This window comes from Staphylococcus shinii (assembly GCF_017583065.1).
Lineage (GTDB): Bacteria > Bacillota > Bacilli > Staphylococcales > Staphylococcaceae > Staphylococcus > Staphylococcus shinii.
This window is the reverse complement of record NZ_JAGEVL010000003.1, coordinates 566,969-586,280: the sequence shown is the minus strand read 5'-3', so window position 1 is coordinate 586,280 and position 19,312 is coordinate 566,969. Positions and strand designations below refer to the sequence as shown.

Annotated in this window: 16 protein-coding genes; 5 read left to right on the top strand and 11 right to left on the bottom strand. The window is 31.5% G+C overall.

Features of this window, described 5'->3' with window-relative positions; genetic code table 11:
• A partial coding sequence (locus J5E45_RS06535; RefSeq protein ID WP_208181860.1) for a GA-like domain-containing protein occupies positions 1–2,165 on the bottom strand: 2,165 nt, incomplete at its 3' end.
• A gap of 332 nt (positions 2,166–2,497) precedes the next feature.
• On the opposite strand from J5E45_RS06535, the gene J5E45_RS06530 reads away from it, so the two are divergent.
• Positions 2,498–3,319 (top strand): helix-turn-helix transcriptional regulator, encoded by an 822-nt coding sequence (locus J5E45_RS06530; RefSeq protein WP_107550193.1) that lies wholly within the window; start codon positions 2,498–2,500, stop codon positions 3,317–3,319.
• An 84-nt stretch (positions 3,320–3,403) separates the two neighbouring features.
• Here J5E45_RS06530 and J5E45_RS06525 read toward each other — a convergent pair whose 3' ends face one another.
• From J5E45_RS06525 to J5E45_RS06515, 3 genes are all read right to left on the bottom strand, one after another.
• Complete coding sequence (locus J5E45_RS06525) at positions 3,404–3,970, bottom strand: DUF4064 domain-containing protein (RefSeq protein ID WP_107548838.1); 567 nt, start codon at positions 3,968–3,970, stop codon at positions 3,404–3,406.
• A 316-nt stretch (positions 3,971–4,286) separates the two neighbouring features.
• Positions 4,287–4,739 (bottom strand): MarR family winged helix-turn-helix transcriptional regulator, encoded by a 453-nt coding sequence (locus J5E45_RS06520; RefSeq protein ID WP_039068139.1) that lies wholly within the window; start codon positions 4,737–4,739, stop codon positions 4,287–4,289.
• Positions 4,740–4,761: 22 nt separating this feature from the next.
• Positions 4,762–6,195, bottom strand: coding sequence for a YhgE/Pip family protein (locus J5E45_RS06515; protein ID WP_069792664.1), 1,434 nt, complete (start codon positions 6,193–6,195; stop codon positions 4,762–4,764).
• Positions 6,196–6,771: 576 nt separating this feature from the next.
• Here J5E45_RS06515 and xylR point away from each other — a divergent pair.
• From xylR to xylE, 4 genes are all read left to right on the top strand, one after another.
• Positions 6,772–7,923 (top strand): transcriptional repressor XylR, encoded by a 1,152-nt coding sequence (gene xylR / locus J5E45_RS06510; protein WP_107548837.1) that lies wholly within the window; start codon positions 6,772–6,774, stop codon positions 7,921–7,923.
• Between the two features lie 209 nt (positions 7,924–8,132).
• The gene (xylA, locus tag J5E45_RS06505; RefSeq protein WP_039068142.1) at positions 8,133–9,455 is read left to right on the top strand and encodes a xylose isomerase; all 1,323 of its coding nucleotides are present in this window, start codon (positions 8,133–8,135) and stop codon (positions 9,453–9,455) included.
• Between the two features lie 5 nt (positions 9,456–9,460).
• Positions 9,461–10,951 carry a xylulokinase gene (gene xylB, locus J5E45_RS06500; RefSeq protein ID WP_069792665.1) on the top strand — a complete coding sequence of 497 codons (1,491 nt, stop codon included), beginning with the start codon at positions 9,461–9,463 and terminating at the stop codon, positions 10,949–10,951.
• Positions 10,952–10,971: 20 nt separating this feature from the next.
• Positions 10,972–12,444, top strand: coding sequence for a D-xylose transporter XylE (gene xylE, locus J5E45_RS06495; RefSeq protein ID WP_119605162.1), 1,473 nt, complete (start codon positions 10,972–10,974; stop codon positions 12,442–12,444).
• 106 nt (positions 12,445–12,550) lie between these two features.
• On the opposite strand, the gene J5E45_RS06490 is transcribed toward xylE, so the two are convergent.
• The 7 genes from J5E45_RS06490 to J5E45_RS06460 form a co-directional block, all read right to left on the bottom strand.
• Positions 12,551–13,885, bottom strand: a complete 1,335-nt coding sequence (locus J5E45_RS06490) for a GntT/GntP/DsdX family permease (protein WP_119585125.1) — start codon at positions 13,883–13,885, stop codon at positions 12,551–12,553.
• A gap of 49 nt (positions 13,886–13,934) precedes the next feature.
• On the bottom strand, positions 13,935–14,660 hold the full coding sequence (locus J5E45_RS06485; protein WP_119585123.1) for a GntR family transcriptional regulator: 726 nt from the start codon (positions 14,658–14,660) through the stop codon (positions 13,935–13,937).
• A 7-nt stretch (positions 14,661–14,667) separates the two neighbouring features.
• Positions 14,668–15,684 carry a sugar kinase gene (locus J5E45_RS06480; protein WP_039068146.1) on the bottom strand — a complete coding sequence of 339 codons (1,017 nt, stop codon included), beginning with the start codon at positions 15,682–15,684 and terminating at the stop codon, positions 14,668–14,670.
• Positions 15,677–16,426, bottom strand: a complete 750-nt coding sequence (gene dagF / locus J5E45_RS06475) for a 2-dehydro-3-deoxy-phosphogluconate aldolase (RefSeq protein ID WP_119585119.1) — start codon at positions 16,424–16,426, stop codon at positions 15,677–15,679. The genes J5E45_RS06480 and dagF overlap by 8 nt, the downstream gene beginning before the upstream one ends.
• Positions 16,426–17,532 carry a DgaE family pyridoxal phosphate-dependent ammonia lyase gene (locus J5E45_RS06470; protein ID WP_119585117.1) on the bottom strand — a complete coding sequence of 369 codons (1,107 nt, stop codon included), beginning with the start codon at positions 17,530–17,532 and terminating at the stop codon, positions 16,426–16,428. The genes dagF and J5E45_RS06470 overlap by 1 nt, the downstream gene beginning before the upstream one ends.
• Positions 17,510–18,610 (bottom strand): amidohydrolase/deacetylase family metallohydrolase, encoded by a 1,101-nt coding sequence (locus J5E45_RS06465; RefSeq protein WP_039068149.1) that lies wholly within the window; start codon positions 18,608–18,610, stop codon positions 17,510–17,512. Before J5E45_RS06465 ends, J5E45_RS06470 begins: the two co-directional genes overlap by 23 nt.
• A gap of 155 nt (positions 18,611–18,765) precedes the next feature.
• Positions 18,766–19,299 carry a phenolic acid decarboxylase gene (locus J5E45_RS06460; protein ID WP_039068150.1) on the bottom strand — a complete coding sequence of 178 codons (534 nt, stop codon included), beginning with the start codon at positions 19,297–19,299 and terminating at the stop codon, positions 18,766–18,768.
• Positions 19,300–19,312: the final 13 nt, after the last annotated feature.

The window sequence follows — 19,312 nt, the reverse complement described above, 5'->3', positions numbered from 1 at the left end:
TTACTTTCGGCTTGGGACTTAGCTTGATCTACGTCATCTGCGATACCATTGCCATCGGCATCATTTACCTCTGGTATAGAAATAATTGGTAATTTATCTAATCGGTTTTGGAATGGTGTTTTTTTATCATCAGGTAACAAATTAACTTTATCTTGAGCTTCAGCTTTTTTATCATTAGCACTATTTACTAATTCAATTAATGCATTTTTCTCATCATTAATAAATATCCCATCTAACAGCGCTGTTAATAACATATTTGAGGCATTTCTATTTTTCTCTTCCGCTTCACTAACAAGATTCTCTACATCTTGTAATAAGTTCTTAACTTGCGATTTTCGACTTAATGCATTATTAATGTTTGCTGTTGCGCTATCTACGACATCTTGCGGTGTATTCGCATTCCCTACTGTATTTTCACCAACTTCAAGTGCCGATATAATCGCTTGATCTTCTTCTTTACTATTATCAAATGGCCCTTGTGCTTTTGCGTTGTTAATGGCATTTTGCAATTCTGTCATATTTGCTCTTCTAACTAAGGAGTTAATACCATGATCTAAACGATCTGTAGCTGAAATTATATCTGGTATATTATTCATTTCTGGATCATAACTATCTTTTATAACTATGGATGCGTAGTTCAATTCATTTTTTAAATGATTAAAACTGGATGGAGTATATAGGTTTTCATCAAGTAATTTGCTAGTTTCAACTAAACTGATTAATTGATCCAATTTTTCTTTTTTCTCTATGAATATTTTATCAATAACTACTTCATTACCATCTAAGTCTGCAGATCCTACAATCTTTCCTGAACTATTTAAAGCTTGAGCAAAAACATTACCATTATATGCGACATTAATTCTAACAAAGTTAATATCACTATTTGCTTTTTTTATCGCACGTCTAATCTCTTCTTTCTCATTTTCACTTATAGCCCAAGTATTATTAACCCCAACTTTTTCAAATGGCGGTTTTATTTTGAAACCGTAATCAATATTAGAATTAGTTACCATTGAAGTGCTGTCATCATTAGAAAATACAAAATTTTTATTATCGCCAAAATTTATAATCCCTCTATCAAAGGCCTTATGATCACTTAAAATGATATTATTGCCACTTATAATCATTTCACGTCTTCTACCTAAGTTCATTGTTCCTGGTTTAGGTGTAATGTTACCTTTCTTAGCTTCTTCTAGCCATTTATAAACATCATCTCCGAAAATAGGACTATCTAAATCTTGTATACTAAAGTTTTGTCGTTGTTCTTCAGTAAAATTAAAGTTAGCAATTAACCAAAGCATGGTAGCTTTTTTGCGCGCTCTGGATTCATTATCGCCATATACACCATTAGTCATCCATGTTCTTTCTTGTTTAGATAATCCTCCAATTACTGGATACCATTTATATGTCATTGTTCCATCAGTAGAGACATCTGTATTAACATTATTAGCAGTTCTATTATAAATATCATTTGCAATATTAGGGTTATTTGTTGGATTCGCAACATTTCTTTTTCTTCTTACTTTTTGACGATTTTCATTTTCGTTTGTTATCATTTTGTTTTCATCGCTAATTGAATCCACTTTTAAATTATCTTGCTTTGTATCTTCTTTATTAATTACCTCAGTACCCTGTTGGTTTGTATTCTCTTTTACGACAAGTTCGTTAATATGATTGTTATCTTTGTTACTTTGAGTAGTTTGATTTTTCTTGCTATTATATTCAATTTGATTTTGTGATTCCTCTTTAGTCATTTGATTATTTAATTGTTGATTTCTTCCGTTATCTTTGTTCACACTTATAGTACTTTTTAAATTATTTTCCTCATAGCCGGGCGCTATTGTTGACGTTTCGGATGATAGTGGTACCTCTTTATTTATTTCTTTTGTGTCTTTAGAATTACTACTTTGATTGTAGTCTAAATCATTCACTACATTACTTTCTTTCTCTTGTACTACTGCATTATTGTTATCCAATTTTTCTTTATTACTATGTATTTTATTTTCAATTAGTTCCGAAGTATTATTATCAACTTCTGCTGCATAACTTATTGATCCGGTATTCATAAAAATAACTGATCCAATAATAATTGACGCTGCACCTATATGGTACTTTCTGATAGAATATCTTTGTTTTTCATTAAATAAAGAATTTGCTTTTTTCATTCTTATATTTAATCCTCCTTCTTCAATTTGAAATTTATTTTTTATTTTTATTTCTTTATTAATCAAAAGATACCATATGCTTCTATGCTTGGATTCAAATCTAAAAATCAGAGTAAAATAATGATATTTCTAAGCAAAAATTTTTTCAAAAGTACGTCAAAGCGGGGGTTTAGTTGAGCGCTTTATATTATTAAGTTATTTTTTATTTAAATAGGTTTTAATAATTGACCATAATATAAATTAGATGTAATATTTTTAATATAATATATGCTTTTACCGCTGAAATTAATTTGCGGATTACATTTCACTATAAAAATGTCAGGGGGAGCATAGTGAATTTCAACCTAATTATTTATAAACAACATGACAAACTTAACTATCTAAATACACCTAACTTTGCGAATATATATTTAGTCATAGCAGGTAAAATTTCCTTTCAAAAATTGACTGCTACATATACTTTCCAACAAGGTGAATTTTTTATAGTTTATGACTTCGAAGAAAATTTAATAATTAGTAAGCAAGCCACAATTGCTTGTATTTCTGTAAACAACATAACTTATCATCGCTTTTCATTAGTTTATAGAGACGGAACTTCAGACAACTATCCGCCGCCAAAAGTGATAACTGAAACCTATATTGAGACATTAAAAGCGATTTTAGAGAGAGATTTTTTTAATGCAGATATTGGAGTTATAAAACTTATTAATTACCTTAATCATTCAAAAGATAATTTGTATGTAAATATGTCCTATTCAAACAAATTAATTAAAAGCGTAGTCGAATATATCAATAAAAATTATAAAGAACCTTTAACTTTATCTTACATTTCAAAGAAATTTTATGTTAACAGTAGTTATCTTTCACGTGAATTTTCAAAGAAAATGAATATTTCTTTATTAAAATATATTAAAAAGGTGAAGATTTACAATTTGTCTAGGGAACTTTTATTACATGGTAATTGGGAATCTACTTGGCGAGAATATGGTTTTCGTTCTTACAATACTTATTTACGCGATTTTAAAAATATAATGCACATGTCGCCCAAAGAATTTATCAATCAACCTCCTACTAACCAAGTGAATGAATCAATTGAGCAGCATGAGTTGTATAAATACTTACAGCAGATACTCGATTTAATAAAAAGTGACTGAATTTAAAGTACACTTTATATACAAAAAACACCAAGCCAGTTTTAACTTAAACCGACTTGGTGTTTGAATTTATATACTTAATCTTTAGTATTTATATTTGTTCTCTTCATCTGATTTTGTATACTCGTCTTTTATAGCATCTTTTTCATTTTCTTTTTGTTCTTCTGACAAAACAAATGAATTATTGTGTTCGTTAACTTGTGAACCATCTTTAATATATGGATTTATGTCCTCATCATTATCTTTACTGTAAACAGGTCCTTTGGGCTTTCTCACTAATAACATGATACCAGCAACAATCCATAGTACGGCATTAATCCAATTACCTAATAAAGAAATCACACCTGCAATAATTAGTAAAACGCCTGCTATTTTCGCTTTTTTACCAATTAAAAATGCTGCGACCAATGCAATAATTAAGATTATAATACCTATTACTAAGCCTGTAGTTACAAGTCCGCTTAAGGTACTAAAAAATGCATTAGCCTCATCATGTGTAATGCTAGCATCTTCTTGCCTCATTTGATTAATAAATGCATCTTTGGCCTCACCATTTCCTAACATCGGTATTATAACAGCCAATATTACTACAGCAATTAATTGTAGCGCAATACCAATCCACGTTAGTACGCGTTCAGTTGTTCTTTTCATAACAATGTTCCTCCTATTTATAAAATTAAATTTATTAAAACAATAATCTTTACCAACATAATATAAAAAATACTTAATTACAATGTTAATTGTACTAATTGTGAATATTTAAGTCTATATTTTATAAGTATTAGCAATTTCAAAATTATAGTTATTCAAATTTCATTCTTACTATTGTTAGGAAAAAATTAAGAGAATAATCCAGAAAATCTGCTTGCTTAAAGTGATTTAATTTTATTGATTAATTTTCGCTAAGAATGCTATATAAAAAACGGCCCGAAACATCTCTGTATGTCTTGGGCCATTATTTTGTAATTTATTTGTGTTCTCTAAAAGCATTATCAATATGTGTAAGTTGATCTACGAAATGATGAACTTCTTCGGCCGTAAATTTGTTTCCAAGGCGATCTTTCACTGCTTCTGTCATAACAGCTGTTGCTTTCTTCAAAAATACTTCACCTTCATCACTCAATTTAATGAGTTTTATACGTTTATTATCTGAATGTGCACGTTGTACATAGCCCATTTCTTCTAATTTCGCTATGCGCTTTGATGCAGCCGTTTTAAAAATATTTTGTAAACGAGCCAATTCGTTAATTGTTACTTTGCCTTCAGTTTTTATAATTCTCATTGCCTCAATTTGTTCTCTTGAAAGCAAATTACTTAACCCAGTCTCTTTAACGATATCTACAATCTCTTTATTTAAATGCAACATTACTATTTGAAATTTAATAATCGCTTCTTCAATTGTCTTATCTACGTTTTCCAAATAAGCCACCTCCGAATAACACTTATTTAAACTCTATTGAGAATGGTACTCTTTGTCTTTTGTTAAACCATAATATTACTATATATTGTAAAATCATCATTACTACAATAATACCAATGAGTAAGGCTACAACAAAACCAAAATTAAAATGTCCAGCATGAGTAAAGATTGCCTCTCTATAACCTTGTATTGCGTAAGACATTGGTGAGAATGGGTGAATCCATCTAAAGAATTGTGCAGATAATTCTATTGGGAACATACCCTCACTTGAACTTAATTGTAGTATCAGTAAGACCATTGATATAAATAGTCCGATTCTATCAAGTAATAAACTTAGGAACGTTGTAATGGTAATTGCTGCGATAGCCCATAATAGTCCTACTAAGATAAATTTACCAATGTCATCGATAGACATGTTAAGTGCAAAGATTGCCCAACTACTCATTAGTAATGCTGATATTGTACCTTGTACGAGATACAATAATAGTTTGCCAAATGCTTGTTTGATTGATGTCATCTCTTTACTTAATACTTTTCTCAAAGGATAAATTGCACTAAATGAAACTGCGCCTACAAATAAACTAACACTTGCCATATATGGGACAATTGTCTCACCATATTTATCAGCTTCTGTAGCGTTATTTTCATTCACTTTCGTCACATTATTTAGAGCTTTTTCGTTATCCCCTTCGAATGCGACGCCCTCTTGTTGAGAAACTGATTGGTCAATTTTTTCTTTTAATTGATTATTATTCTGTTGTAATTGAGTTAAACCATCTGTAACTTGTTGGTTTCCAGAAATCAATTGTTGCGCAGGCTGTCCTACCGCGGGTTCCAACTGTTTCAAACCATCTGTAACTTGTTGATTTCCATCAATAAGTTGAGATTCAGCGTCTGACATTTCGCCTAAAGCTTCAGAAGTATCTTGGAAGCCAGATTTTGATTTTTTAGCACTATCAAATAGTTGGTCTAAATAATTAGAACGAATGTTGTCTTTGATTGAGTCTGTTACTGTATTAATTGCTTTTTGAGCTGATTGACTACCAGTGTAACTTGAACCTGGATTCACTTGTGTTTCTAAATTTATTTTTTTAGGGTTTTCGTCTAATAATGTAGTTGCGTTACTTGAAGCATCTTTAGGAATAATGATTGTACCAACACTTTTACCTCTTTCAAGTTGGTCATAGGCTTCTTTTTTAGAAACTTCTTGGAAATCAAACTTATCATTATCTTTTAATTTATCTACTACATCATCACCGATTGTAACTTTTTCACCATTTAATTTTGCAGTCTCATCTTGGTTAACAATCGAGAGCTTTAATTGGTCTGTCTTATCATATGGGCTCCACATAGAACCTACAAACAATGCAACATATAGCAATGGGATAGCTGCGATTGCTATAAGTGCTATAATTAACATTTTGTTTCTAAAAATAAATTTAAATTCATTAAACATCTTTTCTTACCTTCCTTTTTATAATTGTACACCGTGTGTACTATTAGAATTTTAAAAACCGAAAAATGCTAAAATGCTTATTTCGGAGCGTTTATAACTATTTAAATTTATGGGGATATATAAATCTTCAAAACAGTACACCCCTTATACATTTTTATATCATACTCGCTTCAAAATCAGTTGTCAATCGAAGTTATTATAATTAGATAAATTCTATTATTGTGAAATTGATAAATATATTATATCGAATTTATTTTTATTATATAACAATCAATTAGTAAATTAATTCGAACTTAGGCTTAACCATTTATATTGTCGTCATTAAAATTAAATTATAATTTTATAAACTCACTTATTTTCATTATTAAAGTGTAACGTATATTAATCAATCTATTCTTACTCAATATTCTACGTCTATAACTTAAATTTATATTTTCCACTTTATAATATATAATTGATTATAGAATAATGTTGCCTATATCGTTTGCCAACATCTAGTACTCACATTACACTATGTTACACTTGGTAATATTAACCGAACTTCCCCTGTCCAAATTAGATAAGAGGTAATAATAAATGGAAAATAATTTTATAGTAAATGAAAATGAGAAGCGTGTATTAAAACAAATATTCAATAACAGTAATATTTCACGAACACAAATATCGAAGAATTTAGAACTTAATAAAGCTACTATTTCTAACATTCTGAACAACTTAAAACATAAGCGTTTAGTTAATGAAGTAGGAGAAGGTAATAGTACTAAAAGTGGTGGACGTAAGCCTATTTTACTCGAAATCAACCAAAAATATGGCTACTATATTTCCATGGATTTAACATATGATTCTGTTGAATTAATGTACAACTACTTTGATGCCACTATATTAAAGCAAGATTCCTACGAATTAAAAGATAAGAATGTAAGCAGTATATTACAAATTTTAGAATCTAATATAAATGTGTCAGAAAAATATGATACGTTACATGGGTTACTTGGCATATCTATATCCATACATGGTATCGTCGACGATGAGCAAAGCATTATCAACCTTCCTTTTCATAAAAATGAACGTAGTACATTTACTGAAGAATTAAAGTCATTCACAAATGTTCCTGTCGTTATAGAAAATGAAGCAAATTTATCAGCGCTATATGAAAAAAGTCTATATATAAATTCAAACATAAATAATTTGATTACTTTAAGTATTCACAAAGGTATAGGCGCTGGCATTATAATAAATAAAAAACTTTATCGTGGCTCAAACGGAGAGGCTGGAGAGATAGGTAAGACATTGGTTTCGGAATCTATAAATGATAATGGCAACAAATATTATAAAATCGAAGATATATGCTCTCAAGATGCTTTAATACAGAAAATAAATAATAGGTTAGGCGTCAAACTTACATTTACAGAACTGATTCAATATCATAATGAGGGGGATTCAATTGTTGCTCAGGAAATTGAACAATTTATAAACAAAATGGCAGTTCTGATTCATAATTTGAACACACAATTTAATCCAGACGCTATTTATATTAACTGTCCTTTAATTAATGAATTACCAACTATTTTAGATGAAATTAAAAAGCAATTCTCCTATTTTTCTCAAGCTAGTCCAATTCAAATACATCTAACCACTAATGTAAAACAGGCTACTTTGTTGGGTGGTACCTTAGCAATAATGCAAAAAATATTAAATATAAATAACATTCAAATGAACATTAAATAATTACAGCAGTCCGAGGCATAAAATAGTTGTCTCGAACTGTTTATTGTTCCTTACTTGAGTGGGTAAATGAAATCTTTCGAACTAAATTGATTTCTGTCCCACTCTTTTTTTATTTTAGAAAGCGTTTACAAAAAATAAACGATATGCTATATTACCTCTAAAGTTAGTTTGTTTATTAAATTAACCAACTAAAATGTAGGAGGAATATTATGTCTTATTTTGATATCAATAAAGTAAATTACGAAGGTCCTAAGTCAAATAACGCTTTTAGTTTTAAGTATTACAATCCCGAAGAAAAATTGGGTAATCACTCCATGTCAGAACTTTTAAGATTTAGCGTCGCTTATTGGCACACATTTACCGCTGACCTTTCCGATCCATTCGGTGTAGGTGCTGCGGAACGTGATTGGGATTCATTAAACGAGATGGAAAAAGCAAAAGCAAGAGTAGAAGCAATTTTTGAATTTATGGAAAAAACACGTATTGATTACTTTTGTTTTCACGATGTAGACATTGCTCCAGAAGGTGCATCTTTAAAAGAATCTAATGAAAATTTAGATGTCATCGTAGAACTTATTAAAGAAAAAATGGATCAAACCGGTAAGAAATTACTTTGGAATACAACCAACAACTTTACTCACGAGCGTTTTGTTCATGGTGCAGCCACGTCTTCAAATGCTGAAGTATTTGCATATGCAGCTGCAAAAGTTAAAAAATCATTAGAAATTGCTAAAAAACTTGGTTCCGAAAACTTTGTTTTTTGGGGCGGTCGTGAAGGCTATGAAAGTTTATTAAATACTAATATGAAATTAGAGTTAGATAATTTAGCTACTTTCTTTAAAATGGCAAAAAGTTACGCAGATGAAATCGGCTATACAGGACAATTTTTAATAGAACCAAAACCTAAAGAACCTACCACACATCAATATGATACTGATGTTGCAACAGCACACGCTTTCTTACAAAAATATGATTTAGATAAAGACTTTAAATTTAATATTGAAGCTAACCACGCGACACTTGCTGGCCATACATTCCAACACGAATTAAGATATGCACGTGATAATAATATGTTGGGTTCAGTAGATGCTAACCAAGGACATCCCCTGTTAGGATGGGATACAGATGAATTTCCAACTGATGTATATGATACTACGTTAGCAATGTACGAAATACTTAAAAATGGTGGGTTGGCTCCAGGCGGATTAAACTTTGATGCTAAACCTAGAAGAACATCATTTAAACAAGAAGACTTAATTTTAACTCACATTGCAGGTATGGATACTTTCGCATTAGGCCTACGTGTTGCTTATAAGATGATTGAAGATAATTTCTTTGAAAACATTATAGATGAAAAATATAAATCATTTAATGAAGGTATAGGTAAGAAAATAGTTGAAGGAGAGACTTCATTTAAAGAATTAGAAGATTATGCTTTCAACATTAACACAATTAATAACGCTTCTGATCATTTAGAAGTCATTAAATCACAAATTAATCAATATATCTTAAATATTAATAATAAGGATTGATAAAAATGGCCTATGTAATTGGTATAGATATTGGCACGAGTGCTTTAAAAACGCTGGTAGTAAATAAAAGTGGTGACGTTGTAGAATCTTACAGCGTCTCTTATAATACGGTGCATCCTAAGTCAGGATACAGCGAAATTGATCCTGAAATTTGGTATGAAGCAACGTTGGAGAGTCTAAAACATATATTAACTCATTATACTCAAAATGATATTACTGGTATCAGTTTTTCTGGGCAAATGCACGGTCTAGTAGTCATTGATCAAGAAGGCAATCCAATTAGACCAGCCATTTTATGGAATGATACAAGAACATCTCAAGAAGTTGAAGATATTAAACAAAAGCTAAGCCTTAATTCGTTATTAGAATTAACACAAAACACAGTGTTAGAAGGGTTCACCTTACCTAAGCTTATGTGGTTAAAGAATAATGAGCAAAACAACTACAAGCGTATCGCTAAGTTTATGCTTCCTAAAGACTACATCGTGTATAAATTGACAGGTAATGTTTACACAGAACCTTCAGACGCTGCAGGTACAATTATGTTTAGCGTAAAAGATGAAAATTGGTCCACAGAATTATTACATCGTTTAAACATTGATTCATCCATTTGTCCAGAAATTATTGCCTCACATCAAAAAAGTGGCCAATTAACTGAAAAAGTAAAAAATATTTTAGGTATTGACTGGAACATTAATGTGTACCAAGGCGGCGCAGATAATGCTTGTGGTGCTTTAGGTTCAGGTATTACCGACGAACAAAAGCAACTTGTCAGTATCGGAACTTCGGGAGTTGCATTGTCTATTGAAAATCGTATTGATTATGAAAATGATGGGAGCGTACACTACTTTAATCATTGCGTGCCAAACCAAAAATACATTATGGGCGTGACTTTATCTGCTGGATATAGTCTAGAATGGTTTAAGCAACTTATCTCTCCTGATGAAAATTTCACTACTTTCTTAAAAGATATTAATCACTCAGAAGTTGGTGCTAATGGATTAATATACACGCCTTATTTATTAGGTGAACGTACGCCACACAATGACGCTTCAGTACGAGGTAGTTTCATCGGTTTAGATGCAAATACGACACTGCTCGATATGAAACGTGCTGTTCTAGAAGGTATTACTTACTCTATTAATGAAAGTATTCAAATTATGAAAAACAACGCTATTAACATTAATGAAATTGTATCAATCGGTGGTGGAGCTAAAAATAATCAATGGTTACAAATTCAAGCAGATATTTTCAATACAACTATTTCTACACGAACAGAAGAACAAGGTCCAGCCTATGGTGCAGCAATGTTAGCCGCTATGGGAGAACAATGGTTTAATACTTTCAATGACATGAGCGAAGCATGGATAGCATACCATCAAAAAGTATATCCCATTGAAGAAAACACAAAATCTTATCAAGACTTATTTAATATATATAAAACAATTTATGACGCTACGCAGCCAGTAACTCAAAAACTTAATAAATTTAAGTGATCTATCAAGGGGATGGATATATGTCAACTTATAATAATAAGAATTTTATTTTTAAAATAGCTTTAATCGCAACGCTCGGTGGTTTATTATTCGGCTATGACACAGCAGTTATTTCTGGAGCTGAACAATCTTTACAGCAATATTTAACGCAAGATTATGGTAGTTTCATTCACGGCATCACAGTTTCTAGTGCGCTAATCGGTTGTATTATTGGTGGTCTATTGTCTTCAAGTTTTTCAAGTCGCTTAGGCAGAAAAAAATCATTACAAGTAGCTGCTATCCTATTTATTATTTCTGCAATTCTGTCAGGCTTTCCCGAATTTTTATTTTTTGATTCAACTGGATCTAACCTTGGCCTACTCATTGCATTTAATCTGTACCGTATTATTGGCGGTATCGGCGTAGGATTAGCTTCCGCAATTTCTCCTATGTACATTAGTGAAATAGCCCCTTCGTCAATTAGAGGTAAACTCGTTTCATGGAATCAATTTGCCATTATATTCGGTATGTTAGTAGTATATTTTGTAAATTACGGTATTACATACGGACAATCCCAAAGTTGGATTCAAGATATTGGATGGCGTTATATGTTTATTACTGAAGCGATTCCTGCAATAGCATTTTTCTTTTTATTATTTTTAGTACCTGAGACACCTAGGTTCTTATCATTAAGTAATAAAAATACAGAAGCCCTCTCGGTTCTTAATAAAATATATTCTTCAAAGAATCATGCTCAAAATGTGCTAAATGACATTTTAGCTACTAAAAATAAGTTAACAGATGTAAAAGCGCCACTTTTCAGTTTTGGTAAGACTGTTATTATCGTAGGTATTTTATTATCAGTTTTCCAACAATTTATTGGAATCAATGTTGCTTTATATTACGCACCTCGTATTTTTGAAAATTTAGGTTCAGGTAGCAACACATCTATGATACAAACCGTTGTCATGGGCTTAGTAAACGTAATCTTCACAATCATTGCTATATTATATGTAGACAAATTTGGACGGAAACCTTTACTAATAATTGGATCAACTGGTATGGCAATCGGCATGATTGGTATGAGTGTCTTAGCTGCAAACGGTGCATTCGGTGTTATCACTTTAATATTTTTAGTACTTTATACTGCTTCATTTATGATGAGTTGGGGACCTATCATTTGGGTATTATTATCAGAAATATTCCCTAATAGAATTAGAAGTAGTGCTATGGCAATAGCCGTAGCAGTTCAATGGTTAGCTAACTTTACGATTACTTCCACTTATCCAACTATGATGGATGTTAGCGGCGCCATGACTTATGGTTTTTATGCACTGATGAGTATTTTATCAGGACTATTCGTTTGGAAATTCATTCCTGAAACCAAAGGTAAAACACTTGAAGAACTAGAGAACGTTTGGAAAAAGGAAAGCGTGACATCTGTTTCAAATCAAGACGATAAAGTTCAAAGTAATTCAGAAAAAATTCAAAGTCAATCTAACTCAACAAGCTAAAAATTGAATCCCAGTTTTATAACGTGCTAATTTTACTGTAAATCAAAAAGTCAGCCACTCTTACTGGTGACTGACTTTTTATATCGATGTTATAAACGATTTCCACCTAAATAATACCATCTATTACAAAAGCAATTGCAAATGCCACAAATGACAATAAAGTTTCCATGACTGTCCACGTTTTAAAAGTTTCTTTTACATTTAAACCTAAATACTCTTTAACCATCCAGAATCCGGCATCGTTCACATGAGAGAGCATTAATGACCCTGCTCCGGTAGCTATTACCAACAATTCTAAATTCACACCAGACATATGTTGGATAATTGGTGATACTATTCCCGCAGCTGTGGTTAAAGCAACAGTGGCAGAGCCTGTAGCGACACGTATTAAGCCTGCTACTAAAAAGGCTAATAGTAATGGCGATAGTGAGAGATTTTCTGTCATCTGTGCAATTGAATCTCCTACACCAGTCTCAATAAGTATTTGTTTAAAGCCCCCGCCAGCACCTATAATTAAAATAATAGAACCAATTGGTAAGATACACTCTTCAACCAAATCTTTAATTACGTTTTTCGTCATACCTTGTTTGAATCCTAATAAATAGAATGCAGCAAAGCAAGATATTAATAATGCTATTACTGGATTACCTATAAATAACAATGTATTTTTTAATATGCTAGGAATATCTCCTAAATAAGGTGTCAAGATAGATAGCAACATTAAAAATACTGGTAAAATAATTACTAAAAACGAAACAATAACACTTGGTAAACCATTTGTTTTATTGTTTACTTTAATAATATTTGGTTCTTTTTCTGGTATTACCTTTTTACTTATAAATTTGCCAAAAACAGGTCCTGCAATGATTGCTGTAGGTAATGCAATAAGCAGCGAGTATAACAATACTTTACCTAAATTTGCTTCATATATGCCAATTGCTGTCATAGCACCAGGGTGTGGTGGTACAATACCATGCACAATTGATAATCCTGCTAATAGTGGTATAGCAATAAGTAATATATTCGTCTTAGTCGTTTTATGAATTGAAATCACAAGTGGTAATAAAATTACAATCCCCACTTCAAAAAATACAGGTATTCCGATAATAAAGCCCGATAGCATCATAGCCCATGGTAATTTTTTATAACCTAAGACTTTGACAAGATAATCAGATATTTGCATACCTGCTCCAGAATCAGACATTAGTTTTCCTAAAATTGTTCCTAACGCTAAAATACCTACTAAGTGGCCTAAAACATCCCCTACACCCGTTTCATATGCTGTAACTATCTTTTCAGGAGATAAACCTGCCATGATAGCTAAAAATAAACCTGCCACTGTTAAGCTTATAAATGCATGCCATTTCCACCATGCAACGCCTAATATGACAATAACGATCGAAAGTAGCGTAATGATTAATAAATATATATTAGAATCCATCTTTTTCCCCCAATTATGTTGGCGCTACCAATAAATAACAAGAGATTGCTTATCCTTTCAAACTGATACTATATTTTTTCAATTCACTATTGTAATAACCTATACTGTATTCAACAATTTGATGATTTACTGAATACGATACTCTCTCCCTTACAAGTAAAGGATTTGATGTTTGAAGATTCAAGTACGCTGTGGCTTGTTCATTGAAACCTACAGAGAAGTTATCCTCAATATCTTTTATTTCTATTTGCTCATCTTCTAAAATTTTATATATAGAAAGATCATTATTCTCCTTTAATTCTCCATACTCGTCCAAACTACTTAATGGATGTGGTAAATAATGATTAAATAGAATGTATGGTTTATCATTTAATAAATAGACTCTTGTAATTTTATAAGATTTCTCGCCAAACATTTGAAATAACTCACTATTTTTTTCATGTGTCTCTACTACAATGTCTTTTATAAGTTTATGAATTTTATTTCCTTGTTCTACAAGTTTTTCTGTGAAATTTTTATTATTGGTCTCATTACTCATTTGTTTGTGGTTAATGACTGTTGTACCTTTACCGCTTTTTCTCTCCAAGTAGCCTAGCGTAACTAATTCTTTAATAGCCGCTCTAACTGTTACTTTACTTACATTAAACTCTTCTTCAAATTCAATTTCAGTTGGTATATAGTTTCCAATAGTATAGATACCATGAATAATACGGTCTTCAATAATTTCTTTTATTTGTAAATATAATGGACCTTTATCTGATGATAATTTCGTCATAAATCAATTACCTCTCAATATCATTTTTTTCTTCATTTACGATTTTTATTATATCATCAGTATCAAATAATGGTGTATCTCCGGAAATTGTATGTGCCAATACACAAGCTGCGGTTGAAAATGTAACCATTTCTTGAGGATCCATATTTGATAATTCACCGTGGATTACGCCACATGTATACGCATCTCCAGTACCAATTCTGTCTAAGATATTAACTTCAAAAGATTCCGAATAATACATTGTTCCATTTTTTAATAAATATCCTTTGATGTTGTTTTTATTACTTCCTTGAATTGTTCTGATAGTACCAGCAATAATATCTATATTAAATTTTTCAGCTACAACAAGTAATAATTCTTCTAATTGTTCTTCTTTACTTTCCTTAGTAGTTGTTAAATTGAGTGTGTTAATTGCATCTTTTTCACTCATAATTACAATATCCGCTTCACTTAAAATGGTTTCATAGTATGGTTTTGCACGCTGATTACCATTATCACCCCATAAAGAAGGTCTAAAATTACAATCAAAAACAATTTTAATACCTTGTTCTTTTGCCACTTTCACAATAGTAAGAATATTGTTCTGAGTTAGATTATTCATAGCTAAAGATATACCACAAATATGCAACACATCAACGCCTTTCATGGATTGAACAATATCATATTCTGAGATATCTGTTGTGTTAAAGCTACTTTGCTGTCTATTTGTATATGTCACATTACTAGGACGATTACCAAACCCTTGCTCTAAGAAATACATACCCAAGTTATCATTGTTTTTGATAATAAAATCACTGTGAATACCTAATCTTCTTATCGCACCAATAGCAGCTGTACCAATTGAATTTTCTGGTACCGCACTGATTAGGCTCGTGTCATAGCCAAATTGTGACAATAATCCCGTAACATTAACGCCTGTTCCAGTAAAAGAGTATTTTAAATTTTCCGCCTGTCTCAATAACAGATTATCGGGGACTTCTAACCGCATCATAATTTCCCCATAAGCTGCAATGTGCTTATTCATATAAATCCACTAATTGCTTAATTTTAGAAGTAAGCCATTCTACATCATTTATATTTGTAAGACCTGTTTCTTTATCAATAATAGATGAATAAACATGCGGTATAATTCTCGGAACTTTACAATCTAAAGCAATTTTCACGATATCTTCAAAATTATCTTTAGTGATGCCACCCGTTGGCTCTAACCCAAATTCTGCTCTTCCACAAGCTTCGGCTACTGCTTTATATTCTTCAACTGTTTCTAAGCCCTTCATAGGGAAAAACTTGATTGAAGAGCCCCCCATATCTTTAATTAAATTAATTGCTGCTTCAATAGGTATAATTGCTTTCTCTTCTCCTTCACTACTAATAGGACCAGTAGAAATATTTACGAAGCCTGGTTTACCTGTGGGAGAGACTAATGCATTGACCCAAGATTGTTCATTATTTTTGGCAGTTGTTTGTCCTACATCGGTAAATACTTGGTTAATATGTGCAGCTTGATAGTATCTTGCGATTTCAGCTACTACTTTAGCTTGTCGGTTGTCTCCAGCACCTAAGCCAATCGAAATAGCGTCGTCAACCTCCTTTCCAAATTGTGTCATCGCTGTAACCGCACTATTTACACCATCATAATCTTTCGATAACACACCTATGACGATATTTTCATCAGCTGCTTGATATACTGCTTTGATATTCTCTTCCCCTTTAGCTAAGACATTCAAAGCAACTCTATCTTTATAAAATCTATCATGTATTTTCATTAAATTTCCCCCTGTATAATTTGAACAATTGTTTCATAAATAATTTCAATTTCACCTTGTTTTAATGGCCTTGGATCAATATCAAAGAACCCTTGTTTCACTCCATAATCGCGTGTATAAATTGCAACATCAGCATTTTTCAATTTTCCAACAAATTTTTCTGCAGACATATTTAAAATAGATGAATCTACATGTACGCGTGTTCTATAAATTTCTCTTCCTGCTTCATCTTGAACAATTTCTAATCGAATACCTTCATAGTTGTTAATGGGTGACAATTTCTCTAATTCACTTTTTTCTGCTTCTGAATTATCAACTTTATCGAAGTATTCATCTAATGCTTGTAATAACCCAAAAGTTGATTCTTTTCCTACTTTCATACTTCGTCCTATAAAATGTAATTGAGTTTTCACAGATTCAATCAATTGTTTTTTACCAGCGACTATACCAGTGGTTGGACCTTGAATTGCTTTTGAACCGCTATAAATGGCTAAATCTGAACACTGGATGTATTTCGTCAGCTCCTCTTCTGCAGCAGCATCCACAATTAACGGGATATTATAGTTTTGAGCTACTTGATATATTTCTTCAACAGAGGCCATATTTTTTTGCACCGCATGATGCGATTTCACATAAAGAATGGCTGCTGTATTTTCATTTATTGCTTCTTGTACATGATTTTCTTTGCCTTCGTTTGCATACCCTACTTCAACTACGCGACCGCCACCTAAGTAAATCATTGTCTCAATAGGTGCACCATATTGAACATTGTGTCCTTTAAATAATATGATTTCATTTTTATCTATGCTTTCGTTGTGAAGCTTTTGACTTTTACGTTCATTTCCTTCAGTAACAACACCTGCAATAGATAATGCGATTCCGCTAGACGCTGAATTTACGACTACAGCATCTTCAGCATTAATTCTATTAGCAATATAAGCGCCAGATTTATCAACTAAATCTGCAATTTCTACATAGTTTTGTCCTCCAAATTTCATAGCATCCATTACAGAGTTTGTTGGAGAAGACACACCCAGAATACTCATTCTCCCACTTGCATTTATAACTTGTTTTAAGTCGTATTTATAATTCAATGAATTTTCCATTTGTTACCACGCCTCTTTCTTTAATTACTTTTGTAATTGTAATTTCGTGTCCATGTGAATCTATAATATTTTGCTGCGAATCTATAACGTCAAATAAGGTTAAGTTAGCTGTCATTCCCTCTTTAAGTTTTGCTAAATCAGGTTTATTTATAATTTGGGCTGGATTTTCTGTGACACCTTTAATAATTTCTTCTAATGTATAACCGAGGTACAAGAATTTAGTAAGTACATTAGATAAGCTGAATACTGGACCTTCTATTCTATTTTTTTTATAAATATCTGAACTTATACTATTAAATTGAATATGGTTGCGTTGCGCCTGTTGTGCTACTTTAAATGAGAAACTTGCATTACCATGACCAACATCTAACTTCACTCCTCGACTTATGGCTTCTCTTAAAACTGTTAAAGGCTCTCCATTTTGATCAAATAGATTATTAGACTTACCATTTAAAAAATGTGTAATAATGTCGCCTTTTCTAAGTAGCGGAATTACATCTTGTATTTTAGGAGGTGCGGATCCAATATGTGTCATAATTGGTAATTTTAATTGCTCACTAATTTTTATAGCTCTCTCCAAAGGCACTACACCATTATCTTTAACTACACTACTGCTAATACGTGCCTTTAATCCGATAATCATATCTTCAAATTGTTGAGCAGCTTTAATACACGCTTGTTGATTTATCCAACTCAAATTTGATAATTCATCTATTCTTTCAAGTCCTATTTTAGATATATTTAAAAATGAATATACATTAGTTAAACTTTGTTGCGCTCTTTCGTGTAACTCACTAACTCTATCAGCACCGCAACTCCCTGCATCTACGATTGTAGTAACCCCTTGTTTAACGCCTATTTCATCTATTTCATCTCCATAAGGACTAAAATCAGAGAAAGCATGAACATGTAAATCAATCCAACCAGTTGAAACAAAAGAATTTGAACCATTGAAAATTACTTTTCCTTGTAATGTATTTCCATCTGAAATTTCTTTAATAACCCCTTTTTCAAGCAATATATCAATTCTTTTTTTATTTAAAGTTTCAATGTTTTTAATAATACCTGTGCTTTTCAATGTATTTCACCTCTCGAAAAACATCATAACATTATAATGTTTGTAAGCGCAATCATTATAACGTTATAATGATTGAATTTAATAAAAAACACTGATTCTTCTCTTTAAAAAGACAGAATCAGTATTTAATGTTTCGTATTTAATTAATGTAATTACTATTTTGAATGTTGATAATTTTCATCAAAAAACTTACCGCTTCTAATATCTTCTAAAATGCCTTCATATGGCGCGACATTAACAACAGTTTCATTATTTTGCCCTGCGTTACCAACATATGAAATCTTCGCAAATTCAGGTACGACTAATTTAGGATAAGTATCGTATTTTTCACGGGATGCTTCCATTAAATCAATGTGATCATTTTGGTAAGTCACTGTAATTTCTGGATGTTCTTCAACCCATTTAGGGAAGAAAATTGTACCGTGCATAATCTGTTTATTAGGTAAAAAATCTAATGCTACATCTGTACCTGTTGGTTCAGTCCAAGTGATTTTAAAGACACCCTCAGTTAATTTCACGATATTAGCTTCTTGGTCTCTAACCCATCTACCAGCTACCATACCACCATGTATACGATAATCAATCGTATTTTCATTTTTCACATACATCTCGTATTCCCAACCATTATCATAAGTATATATAAGATGTGTACCTAAAAAATCTTCTAATGTTTCAAAATTATTAGTCATAAAAAAGCTCCTT

Excerpts from the sequence above, each read along its gene's own strand:
- xylE (WP_119605162.1), top strand. The coding sequence starts at position 10,972 with ATGTCAACTTATAATAATAAGAATTTTATTTTTAAAATAGCTTTAATC.
- J5E45_RS06460 (WP_039068150.1), bottom strand. The coding sequence starts at position 19,299 with ATGACTAATAATTTTGAAACATTAGAAGATTTTTTAGGTACACATCTT.
- J5E45_RS06515 (WP_069792664.1), bottom strand. The coding sequence starts at position 6,195 with ATGTTTAATGAATTTAAATTTATTTTTAGAAACAAAATGTTAATTATA.
- xylB (WP_069792665.1), top strand. The coding sequence starts at position 9,461 with ATGGCCTATGTAATTGGTATAGATATTGGCACGAGTGCTTTAAAAACG.
- J5E45_RS06480 (WP_039068146.1), bottom strand. The coding sequence starts at position 15,684 with ATGAATAAGCACATTGCAGCTTATGGGGAAATTATGATGCGGTTAGAA.
- xylA (WP_039068142.1), top strand. The coding sequence starts at position 8,133 with ATGTCTTATTTTGATATCAATAAAGTAAATTACGAAGGTCCTAAGTCA.
- J5E45_RS06490 (WP_119585125.1), bottom strand. The coding sequence starts at position 13,885 with ATGGATTCTAATATATATTTATTAATCATTACGCTACTTTCGATCGTT.
- J5E45_RS06470 (WP_119585117.1), bottom strand. The coding sequence starts at position 17,532 with ATGGAAAATTCATTGAATTATAAATACGACTTAAAACAAGTTATAAAT.
- J5E45_RS06485 (WP_119585123.1), bottom strand. The coding sequence starts at position 14,660 with ATGACGAAATTATCATCAGATAAAGGTCCATTATATTTACAAATAAAA.
- xylR (WP_107548837.1), top strand. The coding sequence starts at position 6,772 with ATGGAAAATAATTTTATAGTAAATGAAAATGAGAAGCGTGTATTAAAA.
- J5E45_RS06525 (WP_107548838.1), bottom strand. The coding sequence starts at position 3,970 with ATGAAAAGAACAACTGAACGCGTACTAACGTGGATTGGTATTGCGCTA.
- dagF (WP_119585119.1), bottom strand. The coding sequence starts at position 16,426 with ATGAAAATACATGATAGATTTTATAAAGATAGAGTTGCTTTGAATGTC.